The sequence below is a fragment of the Bradyrhizobium sp. TM239 genome, assembly GCF_036247985.1.
In the GTDB taxonomy this organism is placed as follows: Bacteria; Pseudomonadota; Alphaproteobacteria; order Rhizobiales; family Xanthobacteraceae; genus Bradyrhizobium; species Bradyrhizobium ottawaense.
Genome location: NZ_BTIR01000005.1, coordinates 84,541 through 104,616 on the forward strand (window position 1 = coordinate 84,541; position 20,076 = coordinate 104,616).

Consider the following 20,076-nt stretch of genomic DNA (forward strand, 5'->3'; position numbering starts at 1 on the left):
TTTCGGAATGCGGCTATACGGATTCCGGGATGGTTATGATGAGGGTGCGATGGTGGCCGATCGGCGCATTGCTCGCGCTACAAAAGCGGTGTCATTCCCCGCGAAGGCGGGGAATCCAGTATTCCAGAGGCAGCAGTTTCATACGGGGAGGCCACGGCGTACTGGATGCCCCGCCTTCTCGCGGGGCATGACAGCTGTTATGGGGGAAGCAGCCTTGCGCAAATCGCGTAGCGCCATGCGCGCTACGTCAGCTCCGCCGTCGCCTGATCGAGCCAGGCCTGCGTTGCTTCGTCCAGCGCCGGCCGCACCTCGGCCCGGACCCGCGCGTGATAGGCGTTGAGCCAGCCGAGCTCGTCGTGGCTCAGCATCGTGACATCGATCAGCCGCCGGTCGATCGGCGCCAGCGTCAGCGTCTCGAACGCGTTCATGGGCTTCTCGGCGCCCTTGATGTCGGCGGCCACCACCAGCTCGAGGTTCTCGATGCGGATGCCGAAACCGTCGGTCTTGTAGTAGCCGGGCTCGTTGGAGAGGATCATGCCGCGCTTCAGCGGCGTGGTACCGAGCTTCGAGATCCGCGCCGGCCCTTCGTGCACCGAGAGATAGCTGCCGACGCCGTGACCGGTGCCGTGCTCGAAATCGACGCCGGCGGCCCAGAGATATTGCCGCGCCAACGTGTCGAGCTGCGCGCCGGTAGTGCCGTCCGGAAAGACGGCGCGCGCGATCGCGATATGGCCGCGCAGCACGCGGGTGAAGCGGTCGCGCATCTCGTCCGTCGGCTCGCCCACGGCCATGGTCCGGGTGACGTCCGTGGTGCCGTCTTCGTACTGCGCGCCGGAATCGATCAGCAGCAGGTCGCCGGGTGCGATCCGTCGGTTGCTCTTGCGGGTGACGCGGTAGTGCACGATGGCGCCGTTCGGGCCGGTGCCCGAGATGGTGGGAAACGACACGTCCCTAAGCGCGCCGGTGTCGCGGCGGAATGTCTCCAGCGCCTCGACCGCGTCGATCTCGGTGAGCTTGCCGCTTGCGGCCTCGCGGTCGATGAAGGCGAGGAAGCGCGCCAGCGCCACGGCGTCGCGCCGATGCGCCGTCTGCGTGCCCTTGATCTCGGTCGCGTTCTTGACCGCCTTGAGCAGTGCAATCGGATCGCTGCCGCGCACCGGCTTGCCGCCGGCGCCCGAGATCAACCGGCTGAGCGCGTCGGCTGCGGTGGCGCTGTCGAGTGCAATCGATCCGCCGCTCTTGGCGAGCGCCATCAGCGTCGGCGCCATCGCATCGGGCTCGCGCACGTCGGCGGACTGCTCGAGATGGTCGCGCGTCAGGTTGGAGAGTTTTCGGTGGTCGATGAAGATGGTTGGACGGCCGTCCTTCGGCACCAGCGCATAGGACAGCGGCAGCGGCGTGTGCGCGACGTCGGCGCCGCGGATGTTGAAGGTCCAGGCCACCGCGTGGCTGTCTGACAGCACCAGCGCGTCGGCGCCGAGCTTGCCGATCTCGGCTCTGATCTGCGTCAGCTTCTCGGCTTCAGTGACGCCGGCATTCTGCAGGCTGTGCACGGCGACGGGGGCAAGCGGCGGCTGCGGCCGGTCCTGCCAGATTGCATCCACCGGATTGCTGTCGACCGCGACCAACTCGGCGCCGGCCTTGGCGCAGGCGGCGGACAGGCGCTCGGCTGCCACAAAAGTGTGCAGCCACGGATCAAATCCGAGGCGGTCACCGGCTTTCAGATGCGCGGACACCCAGCTCTCCGGCGGCGGGTCGATCAGCGATTCCACGGCCCAGGCCTTTGCATCGACCTGCTTGGCGGCCTGAAGCGTGTAGCGGCCGTCGACGAACACCGCGGCCTCCTGGGTCAGCACCACCGCGAGGCCCGCCGAGCCCGTGAAACCGGTCAGCCAGGCCAGCCGCTCTTCCGACGGTGGCACATATTCGTTCTGCTGCTGATCGGCGCGCGGGATCACGAAGCCGGTCAGCTTGCGGCGGGCGAGTTCTTCGCGAAGTGCGGCGAGCCGTGCCGTCAATGCGACGCCGGCCTCCGGCTCCTCGAATGTCTGGAAGTGTGCTTCGAACATGGTGGATCACTTTAGGATCATGGGGACGAGTCCGCAATCTGGACGCATTCGAGTCGCATCTGGCATGGACTGTGCTTGAATGGTTCCATTCGAATTGAGTGGAGTAAAGGATGCGGCAGTTGCGCCTCGTCCGGATGACAGGGAAATTCGAGCAGGTGGTTCATCTCAATGGCGAGGGGACACACGATGCCAGCGTTCACGTTTGAGAAGATTACGCCGCCGGTGCGTCGCACCCCGACTGCGGCGGCTCCGAAGAAGCCGCGCGGCGTTATGCGCCAGATGATCGATCGTATCGCCGAGCGCCGCGCGAAGCGTACCTTGCAGGATGAGCGCGCGCTGCAGCGGGATGAGAAGGCAGCAGAGTAGCGGCATCGATGATGCCGTAGGGTGGGTTAGCCGAAGGCGTAACCCACCGCTTTGGTGCCGCATGCATTGGCGGATTACGCTTCGCTAATCCGCCCTACGAGATATTCCGCAGCAACAGGCTGCTCCACCCCTCGATCCGCAGATGCTTCAACGGCACGAGGCCGCGCGCGCGATAGGCGGCGATGACGGCGGGGGCCTGGTGCGTCAACAGGCCGGAGAGGATGACGTGTGCGCCGGGCCCGAGATGCCGCGCCATCGGGCCCGCCAATTGCCTGAGCGGGTTGGCGAGGATGTTGGCCAGCACCAGGTCGAACGGACCGGCCTTTCCGAAATCCGGCGCGGCGAAGCCGGTGGCGCGGATGACCCGGACCTGGTTGCCGACCTCGTTCATTACCGCGTTCTCGGCCGCCACCCGCACCGACGGCGGGTCGATGTCGGAGGCGAGCACCGCGCGATGCAGCGCCTTCGCCGCCGCGATGCCGAGGACGCCGGTTCCAGTGCCGAGGTCGAGCAGGTTCCTCGGGCGGGAACTCTTCAGGACATGGTCAAGCAGCAGTAAACAGCCACGGGTGGTGCCGTGGTGGCCGGTGCCGAAGGCAAGCGCCGCCTCGATCTCGATGGCGAGCTTGTTCGGCGCCACACGGTCGCGGTCATGGCTGCCGTGCACGACGAAGCGCCCGGCCGGGACCGGGACGAGATCTTCCAGGCTGGCCTTGACCCAGTCCTTGGCCTCGACGGTGTCGAACAGAAGCGTCGCGGCAATCGCATTTCCTGCTGAATTTGCAACGAGTTCGCGGAGCCAAGCCTGATCGGGCGCCTCGGCGAAATGGAGCGTGACGTCCCATGGTCCGTCCGGCCGCTCGAAGGCGGCAACCGCCGCATCGCCGTCGAAAAACACCTCGGTGAGCACGTCGACGACGCGCCTGGCGTCGGCCTCGCTGCCGATCGAAAAGCTGGCGCGATGGGTAGGAGAAGGCTGCATTCAGGGTTCCGTTGAGTTCAATTTTTGGAACTTTCGTCGCCAATTTTCCGCATAAGTTGCGGTTTCCGGGTTAACCGGGCTGCAGGTTGCGCCCCGTATATTTTCGGGTGTCGAAGCCAACCAACACAGCTTGGAATTGAAACGGAGACGAGTTTTGAAGAGCATGGTTCAAAAGTTCTGGTCGGACGAGTCCGGTGCAACCGCGATCGAGTACGGCCTGATTGCCGCAGGTATCGCTCTGGCGATCATCACCGTGGTGAACAGCCTGGGCGTCACCCTGAACGACAAGTTCACGTCGATTAGCACCTCCTTGAAGTAATTTCCGCCTCCATCTCCCAGCGGGGGCTGTTTTTCTTCAAAGGCTATTCCTGATCACCGCCCGCAAGGGGTTCCCCTCGCGGGCGAGGTCGTTTTCGGGCGCGCGGTCTCAGTGGATCTTGACAAATTGTCCACCGCTTGCCGGGACGCCATCCACCAGCTTTTCCCGCGATTTGTCCTGCGATTTTCCACCGCCTTTCCCCCAGGCTCGGTCCGACGTTATGGCCCGTGTATCCTCGGTCTGACCACAGGCCATTCAACAGCCAGTCCACAGACCTATCCACGGCTTCCGAACAGCGACCGGTGATCTCTCAAGATCACCTGCGCGGCGTTATGGCCGGGCGCGCCGGTGACGCCGCCGCCGGGATGGGCGCCGGAGCCGCAATGGTAGAGGCCCCTCAACGGCCCGCGATAATCGGCATGGCCGAGCATCGGCCGCGCCGAGAACAGTTGGTTCAGCGTCAGCGCGCCATGGAAGATATCGCCACCGAGAAGGCCGAACTGCCGTTCGAGATCGAGGGGGGACAGGATCTGACGACCCAGCACGCTCGCCGCAAAACCCGGCGCGTATTTATCCACCGTCGCGATCATGAGATCGGCGACCTCTTCGCGATGGTCGTCCCAAGACTTTCCGTCGGGAAGCTCCGGCGCGACGTGCTGGCAGAACAGGCTGGCGACGTGCTTTCCCGCAGGCGCCAGCGTGTCGTCGAGCGTCGAGGGGATCAGCATCTCGACGACGGGTGACCTGCTCCAGCCCAGCGCCCGCGCATCGAGCCAGGCGCGGTCCATGTAGTCGAGGCTTGGCGCCAGGATGATGCCGGAGCTGAGATGATCGCCGTCGCCCGGCAGCGCCGTGAAGGAGGGCAGGCGGTCCAGCGCAACGTTCATGCGGAAGGTGCCGGAGCCGTTCTTCCAGTGCCGGATGCGAGCGAGGAAGTCCGCAGGAAGGGCGTCGGCTGCGATCAGGTGCGTGTAGAGCAGCTTTGGATTGACATTGGCCGCGACATATTTGGCGCGGATGGCTGAGCCGTTCTCCAGCACGACGCCGACGGCGCGGTCGCGCTCGACGATGATCTCGCGGACGCCGGCATCCGTTTCGATCACAACGCCCCGATCGCGTGCCGTGCGCGCCATCGCCTGCGTGATCGCGCCCATGCCGCCGATGGCGTGACCCCAGACCCCTTTCTTGCCGTTCACCTCGCCGAAGGCGTGATGCAGCATCACATAGGCCGAGCCGGCGGCGTAGGGGCTGGCATAGTTGCCGACGATGGCGTCGAAGCCGAACAGCGCCTTGACCAGATTGTGCTCGAAACGCTCGTCCAGCATCTCGCCGGCCGAGCGCGTGAAGAGATCGAGCAGGCTGCGGCTCTGTTCCAGCGTGAGGCCGCGCAGGATGTTGGCGGTCTTCCAGGCGTTGACGCCTTCGCGGACGGCCGCTGTGCCAAAACCGTCGACGAGGTTCGGCGGCGCGCGGAGCACGAATTGCCTGAGCACGTCGGCGATGTCCTCCAGCTCGCGCGAAAATCCGTCGAGCGCGCCTGCGTCATGCGCGCTCAGCCGCGCGACTGATGCTTTCGTCCGTCCCTCGCCGGTCAAGAGATAGCAGCCGTCAGGCGCGGGCAGGAAATTCTGCGCGCGCCGCTCGACGATGCACAGGCCCTGCTCGGCGAGCCTGAGGTCGCGGATCACCTGCGGATTGAGCAGGCTCACGGTGTAGGCCGCGACCGAATTGCGGAATCCGGGGTGAAACTCCTCCGTGACCGCGGCGCCGCCGACCACCTTGCGGCGCTCGACCACGCGCACGCGCAGGCCCGCGCTCGCGAGATAGGCTGCGCAGGTGAGGCCGTTATGGCCAGCGCCGATGATGAGGACGTCGGTTTCGCTCATGACGGTTCAAGTTGTTCCATGGCCACCCCGGGGTCCTCATCCTGAGGCATCCGGAATGACATCTCTATATCAAGCATTCCTCGCTGCAACATCACGCGTGCCTTTATTGCCCGTTCAGGCGCCTTGTGCTCCATTGCGCGCGTCCGGCGCCCGCCGGAGAATGTAGGCTGGAGCTTCCATGGATTCGATCGTGCAACCTGCCGCCACGGAGCAGCCGTCGTCCTCGCGCAACCGGCTGCTGCTGACGGTCTACACCGCTGCGATCTTCGTCAGCGCGCTGCTGCTGTTCTCGGTGCAGCCGCTGTTCACGAAGATGGTGCTGCCGCGGCTCGGCGGCTCGCCGGCGGTGTGGTCGGTGGCGATGGTGTTCTTCCAGTCGCTGCTGCTGGCAGGCTACGCCTATGCCCATCTGTTGATGCAGGCGAAGAGCCGCGTCGTTCCCGTGGCGGTGCATCTGGTGTTGCTCGTGCTGGCCTTCGCCACGCTGCCGCTCGGCATTGCCTCCGCCTATGGCGAGCCGCCCGCTTCGGGCTATGCGTTCTGGCTGCTCGGTCTGTTCGTGGTCTCGATCGGCCTGCCGTTCTTTGCGCTTGCCGCCAACAATCCGCTGCTGCAGGCCTGGTTCGTCCGCACCGGCCATCCCGCTGGGCACGATCCCTACTTCCTCTACGCCTCCTCCAACATCGGCAGCTTCCTCGCGCTGTTGTCCTATCCGTTCCTGCTCGAGCCGATGTTCACGCTGCACACGCAGAATCGGTTCTGGACCGGTGGTTATGGCCTGCTGATCCTCCTGATCGCCGCCTGTGGCGTGCTGTTGTTGCGCTCGCCGAAGCTCGCAATGGCCGATGCGCGGACCGAGGAGATCAATGCGCCGGCGCCTGATATCGTGACGCGGCTGCGCTGGATCTTCCTCGCCGCGGTGCCTTCGGGTCTGCTCATCGCTGTCACCGCACACATCTCGACCGACGTCGCGGCGGCGCCGCTGCTGTGGGTGTTGCCGCTGTCGCTGTATCTGCTCACCTGGGTCGTGGTGTTCCAGTCGCGACCGCTGCTGCCGCACAAATGGATGCTGATGCTGCAGCCGGTCGCGATCGCGGGCGTCATCGTCCTGCTCGCCTTCGGCGGCGAGCAGAATTTGCTGCTGACACTCGGTGGCCACCAACTCTGCTTCTTCGTCATTGCCATGGCCTGCCACGGCGAGCTGGCGCGGACCCGGCCGGCGGCCAGATATCTCACCGGCTTCTATGTAGCATTGTCGTTCGGCGGTATGGTCGGCGGTCTCTTTGCTGGCCTCGTTGCTCCCTTCACCTTCTCGTGGATCGCCGAATACCCGATCCTGATCGCGCTCGCCGCTCTGTGCCGGCCGTCCGCTAACGAGCGTCTCGCCGGCATCGTCAAATGGTACTGGCTGGTGCTCGCCGCGCTCGCGGTGGCGCTCGTCGCGCCGTCCTATACCACTGGCAGCGCCTCGACCTGGCTGGAGGATCACCGCGTCTGGGTCGCCGGCGCCGTCGGCGTGCTCGCCGCGCTGCTCGCGCTGGCGCTCAATGCCGGCCGCTGGAAGATATTCGCCACCGTCGCGCTCGCGCTGGCGTTGATCCGTGTCTATCCGGCGGACGAGGGCCGGGTCACGACGGTGCGCAGCTTCTTCGGCGTGCACAAGATCGTGGTGACGCCCGGCGGTTATTTCCATGTGCTGATGCACGGCACCACCATCCACGGCGCCGAGCGCTTCCGCAACAATGACGGCACGCCGGTCACCGGCCGGCCCGAGCCGATCACCTACTATCACAAGGACGGCGGCATCGGTCAGGCCGTCAGCGCGATCCGCGAGCGCAAGGGCGCGCCGCTCAAGGTCGCCGCGATCGGTGTCGGATCGGGCACGCTCGCCTGCGCTGCCGAACCCGGCGAGGACTGGAAATTCTTCGAGATCGACCAGTCGATGGTGGATGCCGCGCGTGATCCCAAGAATTTCCGCTACATCTCGAGCTGCCTACCGGACATGAAACCGGTGATCGGCGATGCGCGCCTCACCTTCGCAAGGGAGCCCGACGGCGCCTACGACCTCATCATCGTCGATGCCTATTCGTCGGATGCGATCCCGATCCATCTCGCCACCGAAGAGGCGATGAAGATCTACAAGGACAAGCTCGCCCCGCACGGGGCCGTGGTGATGCACGTCTCCAACCGGCATCTCGATCTCGAGACCGTCGTGGTCGGCATCGCCGACGCCAACGATCTCAAGAGCTGGGTCTTCAACGAGGATTCCGGGCGCGATGGCGACTACATCTTCTCGACCGACGTCGTCATCTCCGCGCGTGAGGAGGCCGATGTCGGCAAGCTCGCGTCCTCCAAGGTCTGGGAGTTGACCGAAGCCGACGACAGGGTGCGGGTCTGGACCGACGACTATTCCAACATCCTGGGCGCCCTGTACCGGCGATTGAAGAATGGGGAGTAGGGCGGCACGACAACCGTCTCCGTGCCTCGGATGCAGCGCAGCGCTTCCCTGGCGATGCGAAGCATCGTCCAGTTCAGCGGTGCGCTGCTGAGCCGGGGCCCAAACTCTGGGTCCCGGCTCTGCGTCGCGTCATTTCATGCCGCGCCGCGTCCGGGACACGAGACGGGAGCTACGGCGCGACCGGCGTCCCCGCCGGCAGCGTCATGCCCTTCTCGCCGGCAACGTCGCGCAGCAGGTCCGGCCTGTCGGAAATGATCCCGTCAACGCCAAGCTCGATCATCCGCACCATGTCTTCGCGCTTGTTGACCGTCCACACCACGACGCGCAATCCGAGCTCGTGGGCTTCCGCGGTGAGCGCGGCGGTCACGTCACCGAAATAGGGCGACCAGATCGCACCGCCCGCCGCCTTGATCGTCCGCGGCAGCGAACCGCCGTGTTCGGCCGGGCTGAAGCCCGCCGTCCAATTGGTGGCCTTGTCCAGCGCGACTGTCTGGCCCAAGCCGCGCTGCAGCGTCAGGTACACCGTCGGGATCTTCGGTGCCTGCTGCTGGACGAGCTGCAGGGTTCGCCAGTCGAAGGATTGGATCATGACCCTGTCGGAAAACGTTTCGGCCTCGATCAGTCCCAGCAGCTTCGTAACAAAAGCTTGCGGATCGAGCGTTTCGTCCGGGTGGTTCGGATCGATCTTGGTCTCGATGTTAAAGTGCACACGCGAGTTGCCGGACTTGCGCACCAGCGCGAACAGCTCGCTCAGGGTGGGAATGCGTGTCCCCGGCACGGCGCGTTGGCCGGGGAATTGTTTCGCATAGGCACTGTCCGGCCGGATCTGGCCGACGTCATAGGTCCTGACCTCGTCCAGCCGCAGTTTGACGAAGGGCGTGCCGGGCGGAGCAATGTAAGTCCCGCCAGCGCTGCGTGCGAGATCGGGATTGAGCCCGCGCTCATGCGACACCACGATCTCGCCGTCGGCGGTCACGCCGACGTCGAGCTCCAGCGTGTCCACGCCCATCGACAGCGCGTTGGCGAAGGCCGGCAGGGTGTTTTCCGGCAACAGCGCCCGCCCGCCGCGATGCGCCTCGAGATCAAAAGCCATATCCAGAGCCTTGGCTTGTCCTGCAATGAGAACCGAGAGCAGGGTCAGGATTGTCGTGGCACGTGACGGCATCGGGGATCACAGCGCTCGCGAAAACAGCAGCTTATGAAATCTTGGCGCGTTTCGTCCAGCCTCACGGTTGACGGCGGCCGTGGAAGGCGGAAACTGCGCCTCAAAAAGCAGGGTTCAGGGAGCCACTCATATGCGGCTTGTCTTCATCGGAGCGATGGCGGTTCTCATGGTCGGACAGGTGGCAGCCAGGGACGTGCTTTCGGGCGCGAGTCTTTATGAGGATGTGGCGCGCTATGCCTCCTTCGGTCTGCACCGCTTCGGTTCTGCGGGCGATCGGGCGACCGCCGACTGGATTGCCGGCGAGCTTTCGGCCGCGGGCTTTGTGATCAGCTCAATCAGTCGTGTTAGGCCGGCAATATGTCGTCGAGCAGGCCAGCGCCGAAGCCGCCGGCACCAGTGTCGAGGCAACGCCATTCTGGTGGCCGCCGGAAGACCGGGCGAGCTTCCATCTCAGCGCGCCGCTTGCGCGGGACGGTGATGTCGCCGGCAAGATCCTCTGGTTGGAGCTGCCGTTCGATCGCGGTGCCTATCTGGGGCCGACCCATCGTGCGGCCATCGCTGAAGCGGCGGCGAAAAAGCCGGCAGCGATCCTGCTGATGATCGGCAATCCCGCCGATGATCGCTTCGCTTACAATGTCACACAGGAGGATGCGCCCTGGCCGGTGCCGGTGATCGTGGTCGGCGCCAGGTCGAAAGCGACGTTCGAGCGCGCGCTCGCCGAGGGCACGCCCGTCACCCTCGACGTCAAGGGCCACTACGAACGCGATGTCACCGGCCGTAACGTCATCGCCGAGACTGGCGTCGGCCGCGGGCCGACTGTCGTGGTCTCCACGCCGATGACCGGCTGGTATAGCTGCGTCTGCGAGCGTGGCCCCGGTATTGCCAACTTCCTCGCGCTGGCACGCACCATCGTTGCCGAGAAATGGCCGGCGCATTTTGTCTTCATCGCCACCGCCGGCCACGAGATCGGCCATGGCGGCATGGAGCTGTTCCTGAAGCACGGCGCGCCTGCGCCGAAGGACACGCTGGCGTGGATTCACTTCGGTTCGTCGAACGCGTGCTACGCTTTTGCAGAAGGTGCCCGCACCGATCGGCCCGAGGAAGAGCGCTATCTCGTGCTCAGCAAATCCGCGGTCGCGCTGACCGATGAGGCCTTCGCCAAGGTCGCGGCAAAACGCCTGGTGACGGAGAAGCAGGCGGTCGGTGAGCTGCGCGATGTGCACGCGGCGGGCTACGCCAACCTCCTCGGCATGGCCGGCCGCCATCGTACCTTCCACACGCCCTCGGATGATCTTACGGCGACCGGGCCCGAGATCCTCGAGCCGGTCGCGCGGGCCTTCGTCTATGCGGCACGAAAGATCGTCGAACGCGGCGACGCCGCGTTCAGATAGGGTCAGTTCTGGTAGTAATAATTGCGTGGCTGATAATACTGGCGAGGTTGCTGCTGCTGATAATAGGTGCCCTGCTGGCCATAGCCCTGGTCGTAGGTCGGCTGCGGCAGTTGCTGATAGGCCTGCGTGCCATAGGGGCGTGTGATCGGGCGCGGTGCCGGATAGCGCGCGCCGGTGTCGCTGCCGTCGGCGGGATAGATGTAATTGTCGTCCTGCGGCATGTAGCGACGGGCTGGCTGCTGCGGCGGCGTCAGGTTCACGGGATCGCCAGTGGTCGCGTACTGCTCTTCGGCAGGCTGCTGCGGCGCGCGGGCGACTGCATTGTTGGTGCGGCCGCGCGGATTGCGGGCGAGCGCCACCTGCGCCGAGCCGGTCAGCGTCACGGTGGTGTTGAGCACGCCTTGCTGCTGAACCAGCGCATAGAGCGTCGTGGCATTCTGGCGCGACAGCCGCACGCAACCATGGGACGCCGGCGAGCCGAGACGGCCGACCGAGTCGGTGCCGTGGATGGCGTGCCCGACCTTGGTGAAGAAGATGGCGTGCGGCATCGGCGCGTCGTCGAATTCCTTGGAATAGTGATCCTCTTCCATGCGGAAGGCACGGAAGCCGCCGTTCGGCGTTTCGCGCGAGGGGATGCCGGTCGACACCGGCCAGTGATACCGCGCGACGCCGTCGACCGCGACGGTCATCTGCTGATTGTCCTTGTCGACGGTGATTTCGACCTTGGCCTGCGCGCTGCCTGCGCTCAAAAGCATCAGTGAGGTGAAAGCGATAAAAAATGAACGCATCTGGAAACGCATTTGAATCCTGGCCTCCGGCCTGTTCACGCTAGGCGCCGCGGCTCTCCGTCCCCGACGTGCAATATGCCTGCAATCCGGCTTTCGTTCCAGCGGCCTGCCTGCCCATCGTTAACGTGGCGCGGGGCGTAAGCAAGGCCGCTTTGTGCCGCGCCGCGAGCGGTGGCGCTGACATTTTCGCGAGCGGCGCCCCGTTCACAACGTCGACAATTCGTCACAAAGGCGCAACCATTTGGCCGCCCGGTGCGTTGACGGTCACCTGCCTCGACAGGCGGCGCTCGCCGCCATTCACCTTTGGGATCGAAGATGAACAAAGCCCGCATCGCCGCCGCGCCGTCGCCGGCCGGTTCAGCCGTCCGCCTGCTGTTCGCAGCCGCCGCCATCCTGCTCGCGCTGTTGTCGCTGCCGCAAGCCGGCCACGCCCAGGGCATCGTCCGCGGCGCCCAGGAAGGCTCTTATGAGGGCAACCGGATTGCCGGCCCCGTGGGCGGTGCGGTCGGAGGCGTCGTCGGCGCCGGTGTCGGTGGCGCCGTGGGCGCGGTCGAGGGCGTGTTCGGCATTCCTCACCGTGGCCATCGCCGCTGCCGCGGCTATTATGACGGCTATCACCGCTTCCATTGTTATCGGTGACGCATATCCGTAGCGCGGATTACGGTTCGCTCCATCCGGGCTACAGGCTGGCGGTCAATTCTTCAGCCGATACCCGGTGCGAAAAATCCACCAGATCACGGCCAGGCAGATCGCCAGGAACGCCGTCGTCATGCCGACGCTGACGGACATGCTGACGTCCGCGATCTCGTAAAAGCTCCAGCGGAAGCCGGAGATCAGATAGACGACCGGGTTGAGCATCGCCACCGTGCGCCAGGTGGGCGGCAGCATGTCGATGGAATAGAAGCTGCCGCCGAGGAAGGTCAGCGGCGTCACCACCAGCATCGGGATCATCTGCAGCTTCTCGAAGCCGTCGGCCCAGATGCCGATGATGAAGCCGAACAGGCTGAACGTCACTGCCGTCAGCACCAGGAAGGCCAGCATCCAGACCGGATGGTGGATATGCAGCGGCACGAACAGCCCGGCTGTCGCCAGGATGATCAGGCCCAAAATGATCGACTTGGTCGCGGCGGCGCCGACATAGCCGAGCACGATCTCGAAGTAGGAGATCGGCGCCGACAGGATCTCGTAGATGGTGCCGGTGAATTTCGGGAAGTAGATGCCGAACGAGGCGTTGGCGATGCTCTGGGTCAGCACCGAAAGCATGATCAGGCCCGGCACGATGAAGGTGCCGTAGCTGACGCCCTCGACCTGGCTGATGCGAGAGCCGATCGCGGCGCCGAACACCACGAAATAGAGCGAAGTGGAGACCACGGGCGAGACGATGCTTTGCAGCAGCGTGCGCCAGGTGCGCGCCATTTCGAACAGGTAGATGGCGCGGATGGCGCGATGGTTCATGACGTCCTCACGAGATCGACGAAGATGTCCTCGAGCGACGATTGCGTCGTGTCGAGATCGTTGAAGCGGATGCCCGCGGTGCGGAGATCGCCGAGCAGGCTGGTGATGCCGGTGCGCTCGCCCTTGGTGTCGTAATCGTAGACCAGCGTCGCGCCGTTATCGCAGAGCTCCAGCTCGTAATGCCCCAGGCTCTCCGGCAGCGCGTCGAGCTTGCCCTGCAGATGCAGCGTCAGCCGCTTCTTGCCGAGCTTCTGCATCAACGTCGCCTTGTCCTCGATCAGCACGATCTCGCCCTTGTTGATGACGCCGATGCGGTCGGCCATCTCCTCGGCTTCCTCGATGTAATGCGTGGTGAGGATGATGGTGACGCCGGACTGCTGCAGCGTGCGCACCACTTCCCACATGCCCTTGCGCAGTTCGACGTCGACGCCGGCGGTGGGCTCGTCCAGGAACAGGATCTGCGGCTCGTGCGACAGCGCTTTGGCGATCATCACGCGACGCTTCATGCCGCCGGAGAGCGTGATGATCTTGTTGTCCTTCTTGTCCCAGAGCGAGAGGTCCTTCAGCACCTTCTCGATATGATCAGGATTCTTGGGCTTGCCGAACAGGCCGCGGGAGAAGCTCACGGTCGCCCACACGCTCTCGAAGGCGTCGGTGTGCAATTCCTGCGGCACGAGGCCGATCAGCGCGCGCGCCTTGCGGTAGGAGGTCTGGATGTTCTCGCCACCGACCAGAACCTTGCCTTCGCTGGGGTTGGCGATGCCGCAGATGATCGAGATCAGCGTGGTCTTGCCGGCACCGTTCGGGCCGAGCAGCGCAAAAATCTCGCCTCGCTTGATGTCGAGATTGATGTTCTTGAGCGCCTTGAAGCCGGACCCATAGGTCTTCGACAGATTGGCGACGGAGATGATGGAGGACATGGATGGCCGTAAGGCTGAGGGGCAAAGGCTGGGGAGGGGCCGGAACCTACCGGGAACGGCGGCTCAGCGGAGCCCTGAGATAGGAATGCCTTTGCCGAGCCGCAATTGGCGAAAGAAAAATGGTCTCAAAACAGGCCCTTCGGTGGCAGGTTTCGGGCAGGTGTTGCGCGATGGTCACGGGCTGTGGCTAAGATTGCCATTCACGCGGCTCTTTATTGCGTCTGCGAGCAGGCCATGGCTACGATTCCGGCCAATCGCAAAGCGTATGTCCCCAGGGAAAACACCGATGAGACCGAACGGCCGTCACACCGCCGGCGTCAGCCAGTTGTCCGCCCTCCGTGTATGGGCGATCTGCCTGCTCCTGCTGTCAGCTGTTGCCATCAGCCCGACCACGGCCCGGGCGGCCCCGAGCCAGGCCCAGGTCGCGACCACGCATGTCTATCTGCTCCGCGGCGTGCTCAACATCTTCTCGCTCGGCCTCGACACGATCGGCGCCCGACTCCAGGCGCAGGGCATCCCGGTGACGGTCGCCAACTTCGTCTCCTGGTCCTCGCTCGCCGATGAAGCCGCGACCGCCTACAAGGCCGGCCGGCTCAAGACCATCGTCCTGGTCGGCCATTCCTCCGGCGCGACCGCGCTGCCGGACATGATCGCGAAGCTCAACCATCTCGGCGTGCCCGTGAAGCTCGCGGTCGGCCTCGACTCCGTGTTCAAGACCAAGCTCACCACCGGCGCCGAGCGCTACATCAACATCTATATCGGCGACGGCCCCGGCGAACCGGTCAAGCGCGCCGACGGTTTCCGCGGCAAGCTCGACAATGTCGATGTCCGCGGCACCGGCGTCGGCCACATCTCGATCGACAAGAACGAGGCGATCCAGCGCCGCGTCATCGCCGAGATCGACGCCGCCATCATGCGATCGCGCGCGCCGGCGGTCCCGGTCGCCGAGCCCGGCGCACCGCGGCAGGCGCGCTCGGCGGCGGCAACGGCTCCGGCAAGGAACTGAGCCGTCGCATCCTCCCGCGTGATGCCGCCTAAGCGGGCGTCACGCGGACCGGCATGCTCTCCAGGCCGCGCAGGGAATTGTTGAGTCTGCGTTTCGGCTCTGCGGTGAGCTCGATGGTCTTCACGCGCCTCGCAAGCTCGCCGAAGATCAATTCGCCTTCCAGACGCGCGATCATCTGACCGACGCAGGCGTGGATGCCTGCGCCGAAGCCGACATGGCCGGTCGCGGTCCGTTCGACTTCGAAGCGATCGGCACCGTCCCATCGTGCCGGATCGCGGTTGGCGGAGGCCATGAACAGCAGCACCTTGCGGTGTGCCGGGATCACGCCGCCGCCGATCTCGACGTCGCGCGAGGTGGTGCGAAAGAACGTCTGCACCGGTGAATCATAGCGCAGGCCTTCCTCGAACGCGTTGCGCGCCAGCTCCGGCCTGGAATGGAGCTTGCGGTATTCATCCGGATGGGTGGCGAGAGCGAGCAGGGTGTTGCCGATGCCGTTGACGGTGGTGTCGATCCCGGCGGTGAGGAACGGCCGCACAAGATGGGTCGCTTCGTGCTCGGTGATCTCGCCGTCGTCGGCCGCCTGGTAGATCATCATGCCGAGGCTGTCGGGCCGCAACGCATCCCGCGCACAGCAGTCCATGATCCAGCTCTGCGCCGCGAGACCTTCCTTCCGCGAAGCCGCAAGCATCTCGTTGTCCGGGCCAAAACTGTCGAACACGAATGTGCTCCAGGCCAGCAGCTTCTCGCGGCAGTCCGCCCGGATGCCGATCGCATCCGGAAACACCTTCATCGGATAGGCTTCGGCAAGATCGGTGACGGCATCGAACGTGCCTTTGTCGATCAGCTCCGTGACCTTCTTCTCCGCCTCCTGCTGAAACGTCTCGCGCAGCTTCCTCGCGATACCCGGAGACAGCGTGCGGCCGAGGACCCGCCGGCCCTTGTCGTGATCGGGCGGATCGATCTGGAGCGTCAGCGGCTTTGGCAGCGCAGGGTTCATCCCGTTGAGCCCGACGCCCTCGCCACTGATGAAGGTCTTCCAGTCCTTCAAGGCCGGCTCGACCTCGCCATAGCCGGCCATCGCCCACACGCCGTAGCGCTCCAGCGCGAATACGGGCCCGAGCGCGCGCAGCGTCGCGTAGGCAGGATAGGGGTCCAACAGGAAGTCAGGCGTAAATGGGTCGACCTGACTGGAGGCGATGCCGCTCATGATCCGCTCCGCTTCTATGGCTTGCCGAGCGGGCACTGGCCATCGCTCTCGGAGCGGAACGCGTCCTCGCCCTTGATCGTGGCGACGACCTTCAGCAGATCCCAGCTGGATGTCGATTCCTCCGGCGACTTGACCTGCAACAGGTAGAGCGGGTGGATCTTGCGACCGTCCTTGCGGATATAGCCCTTGCCGAACAGAACATCGTCGGTCGGCATCTCCTTCATCGCGGCGACGACGGCCTTGCCGTCCTTGGCGCCGCCGACCTTGTCGACCGCCTTGAGATAGTGAATGACCGAGGCATAGACGCCAGCCTGCATGTCGTTCGGATAGGCCTTTGAGGGAATGCGCTCGGCGAAGCGCTTTGCGAAAGCCCGCGTGCCGTCGTTCAGATCCCAGTAGAACGGATTCATGATCTGCGCGCCCTGCGCGAATTTCAAGCCGAGCGCGGGAAGCCCGTTCATGCCCAGGATCAATCCGACCAGCTTGTGGTCCTTGGTCAGCCCGAACTCGGCGGCTTGCTTCATCGATGTGATGGTGTCGTCACCAGCATTGGCGAAGCCGACGACGTTCGCGCCCGAAGCCTGGGCCTGCAGCAGGAAAGAGGCGTAATCGGCCGTTCCCAAGGGATGCCGTACGCTGCCGAGCACCTCGCCACCGGCCGCTTTCACGGCCTCCGCAGCCTGCTTTTCCAGATCATGACCGAAGGCGTAGTCGGCGGTGATGAAGAACCATTTCTTGCCGCCCTGCTGGACGATCGCCTTGCCGAGACCGCGTCCGTAAGAATAGGTGTCGTAGGTCCAGTGCACGGTGTTCGGCGTGCACTTCTCGCCGGTCAGCAGCACTGTTCCGGCGCCCGACCCGACGAAGACCTTGTTCTTCTCGGCGCTCATGCCGGCCACCGCAAGCGCGATCGACGAGTTCGGAAGGTCGAAGATCGCATCGACGCTGTCGTTCTCGTACCAGCGCCTGGCGATGCCGATCCCGATATCGGTCTTGTTCTGGTGGTCGGCCGCGACAACCTCGACCGGCTTGCCGGCGGCCTTTCCGCCAAAATCCTCGACGGCCATTTTGGCGGCGACGACCGAGCCGATGCCCTGGTAGCTCGCGAACGGACCGGACTGGTCATTCAGGACGCCGATCTTCACAACGTCCTGGGCGAACGTCGGCGCCGTGGCCAGCGTTGCGGCCAAAATGCACAATTTGTGCAGGAATTTGCTGTTCATTGTGTCCCTCCCATAAGCGGTCTTGGTGCCGCTGAATAATAGTTATATTTTATAGCTATTTTTGAGAGTGTCAATTCGGCCGGCCCTTTGGATTGAGAATCATGAGCTCGAAGCCTCTAAGACCCGGAGCCAAATCCGCTCCGCAAAAGTCCGCTCAGCAGACGGAGAAATCGCTGGACCTGCGCGCGCTCCAGCGCACGCCCGGCTTCATGCTGCGCCTGGCGCAGCTGAAGTTCTTCGAAGGCTTCTACGAGGAGTTCGCCGCCTTGGGCCTGACGCCTGCGACCTATGCGATCTTCGCCGTCATTCGCGACAATCCGGGCGTTCCGCCGAGCAGCCTCGCCAGCCTGCTCCGGCTCCGGCTGCCGAACCTGATCAAGATCCTGAACGAGCTGGAATCATCCGGCTTCATCAAGCGCAACCGCTCGAAGTCCGATCGCCGCGCCGTCGAGCTCATGCTGACGCCGAAGGGCGCAAAGCTCATTGCGGAGGGAGCAAGGCTGACGGAGCCCTATAATCGAAAGATGCTGGCACCGCTCAGCGAGGCCGAGCAGCGCACGCTGCTCGAATTGCTGAACCGGATGCTGCCGCTTTAGCCGTTCGCGTGCGAGGACCGAGGCCAATCGTCGCAAAGTCCGGTCGCGCCGCCAAACGTGCGCGGGACATCGAGCCCGGGAGGGATGGAGGCGGGTTCCGTGCCCCAAATTCCACCCAATCGGCCGTCACTAAGCCCCCGGAGGGGGCCCTCGCCTCCCGTGGTGGGACTGCTGGACTGATGATTGATTTGAGGCGACTAGTCGCGCTGGCCGCCGTTGCGCTGCTCGCCCTGAGCCCCGGCACGGCCGCCGCCTCTCCTGCCAAGTCCAAGGCCACCGCGGCCGCACCCGCCGCACCGCCGCCTCCGCCGTTCGAGCCGTTGCCGCCGCCGAACGTCTACCTGTTCCGCGGCGCCATGGGCCCGATCTTCTCGACCGGCATGGACCGGCTCGGCGAGAAGCTGACACAGGCCGGCTTTTCCGCCGATGTCTATGAATTCACCCTCTGCCGGTTCATCGGCAACCGCGTCATCGCCAGCTACAAGGAGAAGGCGGCGCCGATCGTGCTGATCGGGCACTCCATGGGCGGGCTGTGCTCGATCGTCATCTCCGAGATGGCGGCCAAGGAGAGCATCCCGATCAGCCTCGTCATCGCCATCGATCCTGCGCATGCGACAGGCGACGTGCCGCTCAATGTCGAGCGCTTCATCAACATCTTCCTGTCGGACAGCGTGCTCGGCGGCGGCGACGTCGTCGCGGTCCCCGGCTTTCGCGGTCATTATGCGAGCTACGACTTGAAGGAAAACAGCCGCGTCTCGCACATCAACATCGAAAAGTCCGACGACATCCATCGCCAGATCGTCGAGATGGTGACCCAGCTGCCGCGCATTCCGCCGCAGACCCAGGCCGGTGCCGTGCCGCTGCGCTATCTGGTGCCCGCGGATACGCTGGTCGAATTGTGGGATAGCGGCGTGCGGGTGCCGGTGCGGCGCGGCGATACCATGGAGAGCATAGCCGCCGCCAATCGCGTGCCGCTGTGGACGCTCGCGCAGAGCAACTCGCTTGCAGAGAACGCGCAGCTCACGCCCGGACAGACCATCATCGTGCCGCGCCATCTGGCACCGCCGGAGCCGGCCGCAGCGATGGCGACGCCGCCGGCTCCTCCGGCGGGGCGGAGGTAGTTAATTCACACCTGTCATGCCCGGGCTTGTCCCGGGCATCCGAGGGGCGATCACACGTTCGAGCCGTTGATCGCGTCGATCACGGCGTCCGTCACTTCCTTCGTCGTCGCCTTGCCGCCGACATCCGGCGTCAGCACGCCGGCCGCGCAGACGCGCTCGACCGCCGCCATCAGCCTTGAAGCGGCGTCCTTCTCACCGAGATGCTCGAGCATCTGCGCGCCGGTCCAGAAGGTCGCGACCGGATTGGCGATGCCCTTGCCGGTGATGTCGAAGGCCGAGCCGTGGATCGGCTCGAACATCGAGGGGAAGCGGCGCTGCGGATCGATGTTGCCGGTCGGCGCCACGCCGAGGCTGCCGGCCAGCGCGCCGGCGAGGTCCGAGAGGATGTCGGCGTGCAGGTTGGTCGCGACGATAGTGTCGAGGCTCCTCGGATGCAGCGTCATGCGCACCGTCATGGCATCGACCAGCATCTTGTCCCAGGTCACGTCGGGGAATTCGGTCGCGACCTCGGCCGCAATCTCGTCCCACATCACCATGCCGTGGCGCTGCGCGTTCGACTTGGTCACGACGGTCAGGAATTTGCGCGGGCGCGACTGTGCGAGCTGGAACGCATAGCGCATGATGCGAGTGACGCCGACGCGGGTGAAAACCGCGACCTCGGTGCCGACCTCTTCCGGCAGGCCCTTGTGGGCGCGGCCGCCCATGCCGGCATATTCGCCTTCCGAATTCTCACGCACGATCACCCAGTCGAGATCGCCGACACCGACATTGCGCAGCGGCGAGGCGACGCCGGGCAAAATCTTGGTTGGCCGCACATTGGCGTATTGGTCAAAGCCCTGGCAGATCGGCAGGCGCAGGCCCCACAGCGTGATGTGGTCGGGCACATCAGGCGCGCCGACCGCACCGAAATAGATCGCGTCGAACTTCTTCAACTCGGTGAGGCCGTCGGCCGGCATCATCACGCCGTGCTTCTTGTAATAATCCGAACCCCAGTCGAACGTCCTGACGCTGAAGGCGAGGTCGCCGCTGCGTTTTGCCAGCGCCTCCAGCACGCGGATCCCGGCCGAGATCACCTCGGGGCCGATGCCGTCGGCGGGAATGGCTGCGATCGAATGAGTGCGCAT

The 20,076-nt window shown here is 64.9% G+C and carries 18 protein-coding genes; 8 read left to right on the plus strand and 10 right to left on the minus strand.

Going from position 1 to position 20,076, the window contains the following annotated elements:
* Positions 1–242 precede the first annotated feature (242 nt).
* Positions 243–2,069 carry an aminopeptidase P family protein gene (locus tag AABA84_RS09215; protein ID WP_338311918.1) on the minus strand — a complete coding sequence of 609 codons (1,827 nt, stop codon included), beginning with the start codon at positions 2,067–2,069 and terminating at the stop codon, positions 243–245.
* Positions 2,070–2,255: 186 nt separating this feature from the next.
* On the opposite strand from AABA84_RS09215, the gene AABA84_RS09220 reads away from it, so the two are divergent.
* Positions 2,256–2,435, plus strand: coding sequence for a hypothetical protein (locus AABA84_RS09220; RefSeq protein ID WP_028145518.1), 180 nt, complete (start codon positions 2,256–2,258; stop codon positions 2,433–2,435).
* Positions 2,436–2,529: 94 nt separating this feature from the next.
* On the opposite strand, the gene AABA84_RS09225 is transcribed toward AABA84_RS09220, so the two are convergent.
* The gene (locus AABA84_RS09225; protein WP_338311919.1) at positions 2,530–3,417 is read right to left on the minus strand and encodes a 50S ribosomal protein L11 methyltransferase; all 888 of its coding nucleotides are present in this window, start codon (positions 3,415–3,417) and stop codon (positions 2,530–2,532) included.
* 163 nt (positions 3,418–3,580) lie between these two features.
* Here AABA84_RS09225 and AABA84_RS09230 point away from each other — a divergent pair, with 163 nt between their 5' ends.
* Positions 3,581–3,736, plus strand: coding sequence for a Flp family type IVb pilin (locus AABA84_RS09230; RefSeq protein WP_094893896.1), 156 nt, complete (start codon positions 3,581–3,583; stop codon positions 3,734–3,736).
* A 275-nt stretch (positions 3,737–4,011) separates the two neighbouring features.
* Here AABA84_RS09230 and AABA84_RS09235 read toward each other — a convergent pair whose 3' ends face one another.
* The gene (locus tag AABA84_RS09235) at positions 4,012–5,622 is read right to left on the minus strand and encodes a phytoene desaturase family protein (protein ID WP_338311920.1); all 1,611 of its coding nucleotides are present in this window, start codon (positions 5,620–5,622) and stop codon (positions 4,012–4,014) included.
* A gap of 178 nt (positions 5,623–5,800) precedes the next feature.
* On the opposite strand from AABA84_RS09235, the gene AABA84_RS09240 reads away from it, so the two are divergent.
* Complete coding sequence (locus tag AABA84_RS09240; protein ID WP_338311921.1) at positions 5,801–8,080, plus strand: spermidine synthase; 2,280 nt, start codon at positions 5,801–5,803, stop codon at positions 8,078–8,080.
* 169 nt (positions 8,081–8,249) lie between these two features.
* On the opposite strand, the gene AABA84_RS09245 is transcribed toward AABA84_RS09240, so the two are convergent.
* Entirely contained in the window at positions 8,250–9,245 is a 996-nt protein-coding gene (locus AABA84_RS09245) for a glycerophosphodiester phosphodiesterase (protein WP_338311922.1), read from the minus strand.
* 341 nt (positions 9,246–9,586) lie between these two features.
* Here AABA84_RS09245 and AABA84_RS09250 point away from each other — a divergent pair, with 341 nt between their 5' ends.
* Entirely contained in the window at positions 9,587–10,636 is a 1,050-nt protein-coding gene (locus AABA84_RS09250; protein ID WP_338311923.1) for a hypothetical protein, read from the plus strand.
* Positions 10,637–10,638: 2 nt separating this feature from the next.
* Here the strand turns inward: AABA84_RS09250 and AABA84_RS09255 are convergent, their stop codons facing one another.
* Complete coding sequence (locus AABA84_RS09255; protein WP_445083403.1) at positions 10,639–11,436, minus strand: L,D-transpeptidase; 798 nt, start codon at positions 11,434–11,436, stop codon at positions 10,639–10,641.
* 303 nt (positions 11,437–11,739) lie between these two features.
* Here AABA84_RS09255 and AABA84_RS09260 point away from each other — a divergent pair, with 303 nt between their 5' ends.
* A complete protein-coding gene (locus AABA84_RS09260) occupies positions 11,740–12,063 on the plus strand; it encodes a hypothetical protein (RefSeq protein WP_212249930.1) in 324 nt (107 codons plus the stop codon).
* 54 nt (positions 12,064–12,117) lie between these two features.
* Here the strand turns inward: AABA84_RS09260 and AABA84_RS09265 are convergent, their stop codons facing one another.
* Together AABA84_RS09265 and AABA84_RS09270 are read right to left on the minus strand one after the other, a co-directional pair.
* A complete protein-coding gene (locus AABA84_RS09265; protein WP_212249928.1) occupies positions 12,118–12,879 on the minus strand; it encodes an ABC transporter permease in 762 nt (253 codons plus the stop codon).
* Positions 12,876–13,799 carry an ABC transporter ATP-binding protein gene (locus AABA84_RS09270; RefSeq protein WP_338311924.1) on the minus strand — a complete coding sequence of 308 codons (924 nt, stop codon included), beginning with the start codon at positions 13,797–13,799 and terminating at the stop codon, positions 12,876–12,878. Before AABA84_RS09270 ends, AABA84_RS09265 begins: the two co-directional genes overlap by 4 nt.
* Before the next feature lie 286 nt (positions 13,800–14,085).
* Between AABA84_RS09270 and AABA84_RS09275 the strand changes: the two genes are divergently transcribed.
* On the plus strand, positions 14,086–14,805 hold the full coding sequence (locus tag AABA84_RS09275; protein WP_212249926.1) for a hypothetical protein: 720 nt from the start codon (positions 14,086–14,088) through the stop codon (positions 14,803–14,805).
* Between the two features lie 28 nt (positions 14,806–14,833).
* Here the strand turns inward: AABA84_RS09275 and AABA84_RS09280 are convergent, their stop codons facing one another.
* Entirely contained in the window at positions 14,834–16,012 is a 1,179-nt protein-coding gene (locus AABA84_RS09280) for a cytochrome P450 (protein ID WP_338311925.1), read from the minus strand.
* 14 nt (positions 16,013–16,026) lie between these two features.
* Positions 16,027–17,235, minus strand: coding sequence for an ABC transporter substrate-binding protein (locus tag AABA84_RS09285; protein ID WP_212249924.1), 1,209 nt, complete (start codon positions 17,233–17,235; stop codon positions 16,027–16,029).
* 101 nt (positions 17,236–17,336) lie between these two features.
* Here AABA84_RS09285 and AABA84_RS09290 point away from each other — a divergent pair, with 101 nt between their 5' ends.
* Positions 17,337–17,831 (plus strand): MarR family winged helix-turn-helix transcriptional regulator, encoded by a 495-nt coding sequence (locus AABA84_RS09290; RefSeq protein WP_212249923.1) that lies wholly within the window; start codon positions 17,337–17,339, stop codon positions 17,829–17,831.
* A 179-nt stretch (positions 17,832–18,010) separates the two neighbouring features.
* Positions 18,011–18,952, plus strand: coding sequence for a LysM peptidoglycan-binding domain-containing protein (locus tag AABA84_RS09295; protein ID WP_212249922.1), 942 nt, complete (start codon positions 18,011–18,013; stop codon positions 18,950–18,952).
* A 50-nt stretch (positions 18,953–19,002) separates the two neighbouring features.
* On the opposite strand, the gene AABA84_RS09300 is transcribed toward AABA84_RS09295, so the two are convergent.
* Entirely contained in the window at positions 19,003–20,076 is a 1,074-nt protein-coding gene (locus AABA84_RS09300) for a tartrate dehydrogenase (RefSeq protein WP_338311926.1), read from the minus strand.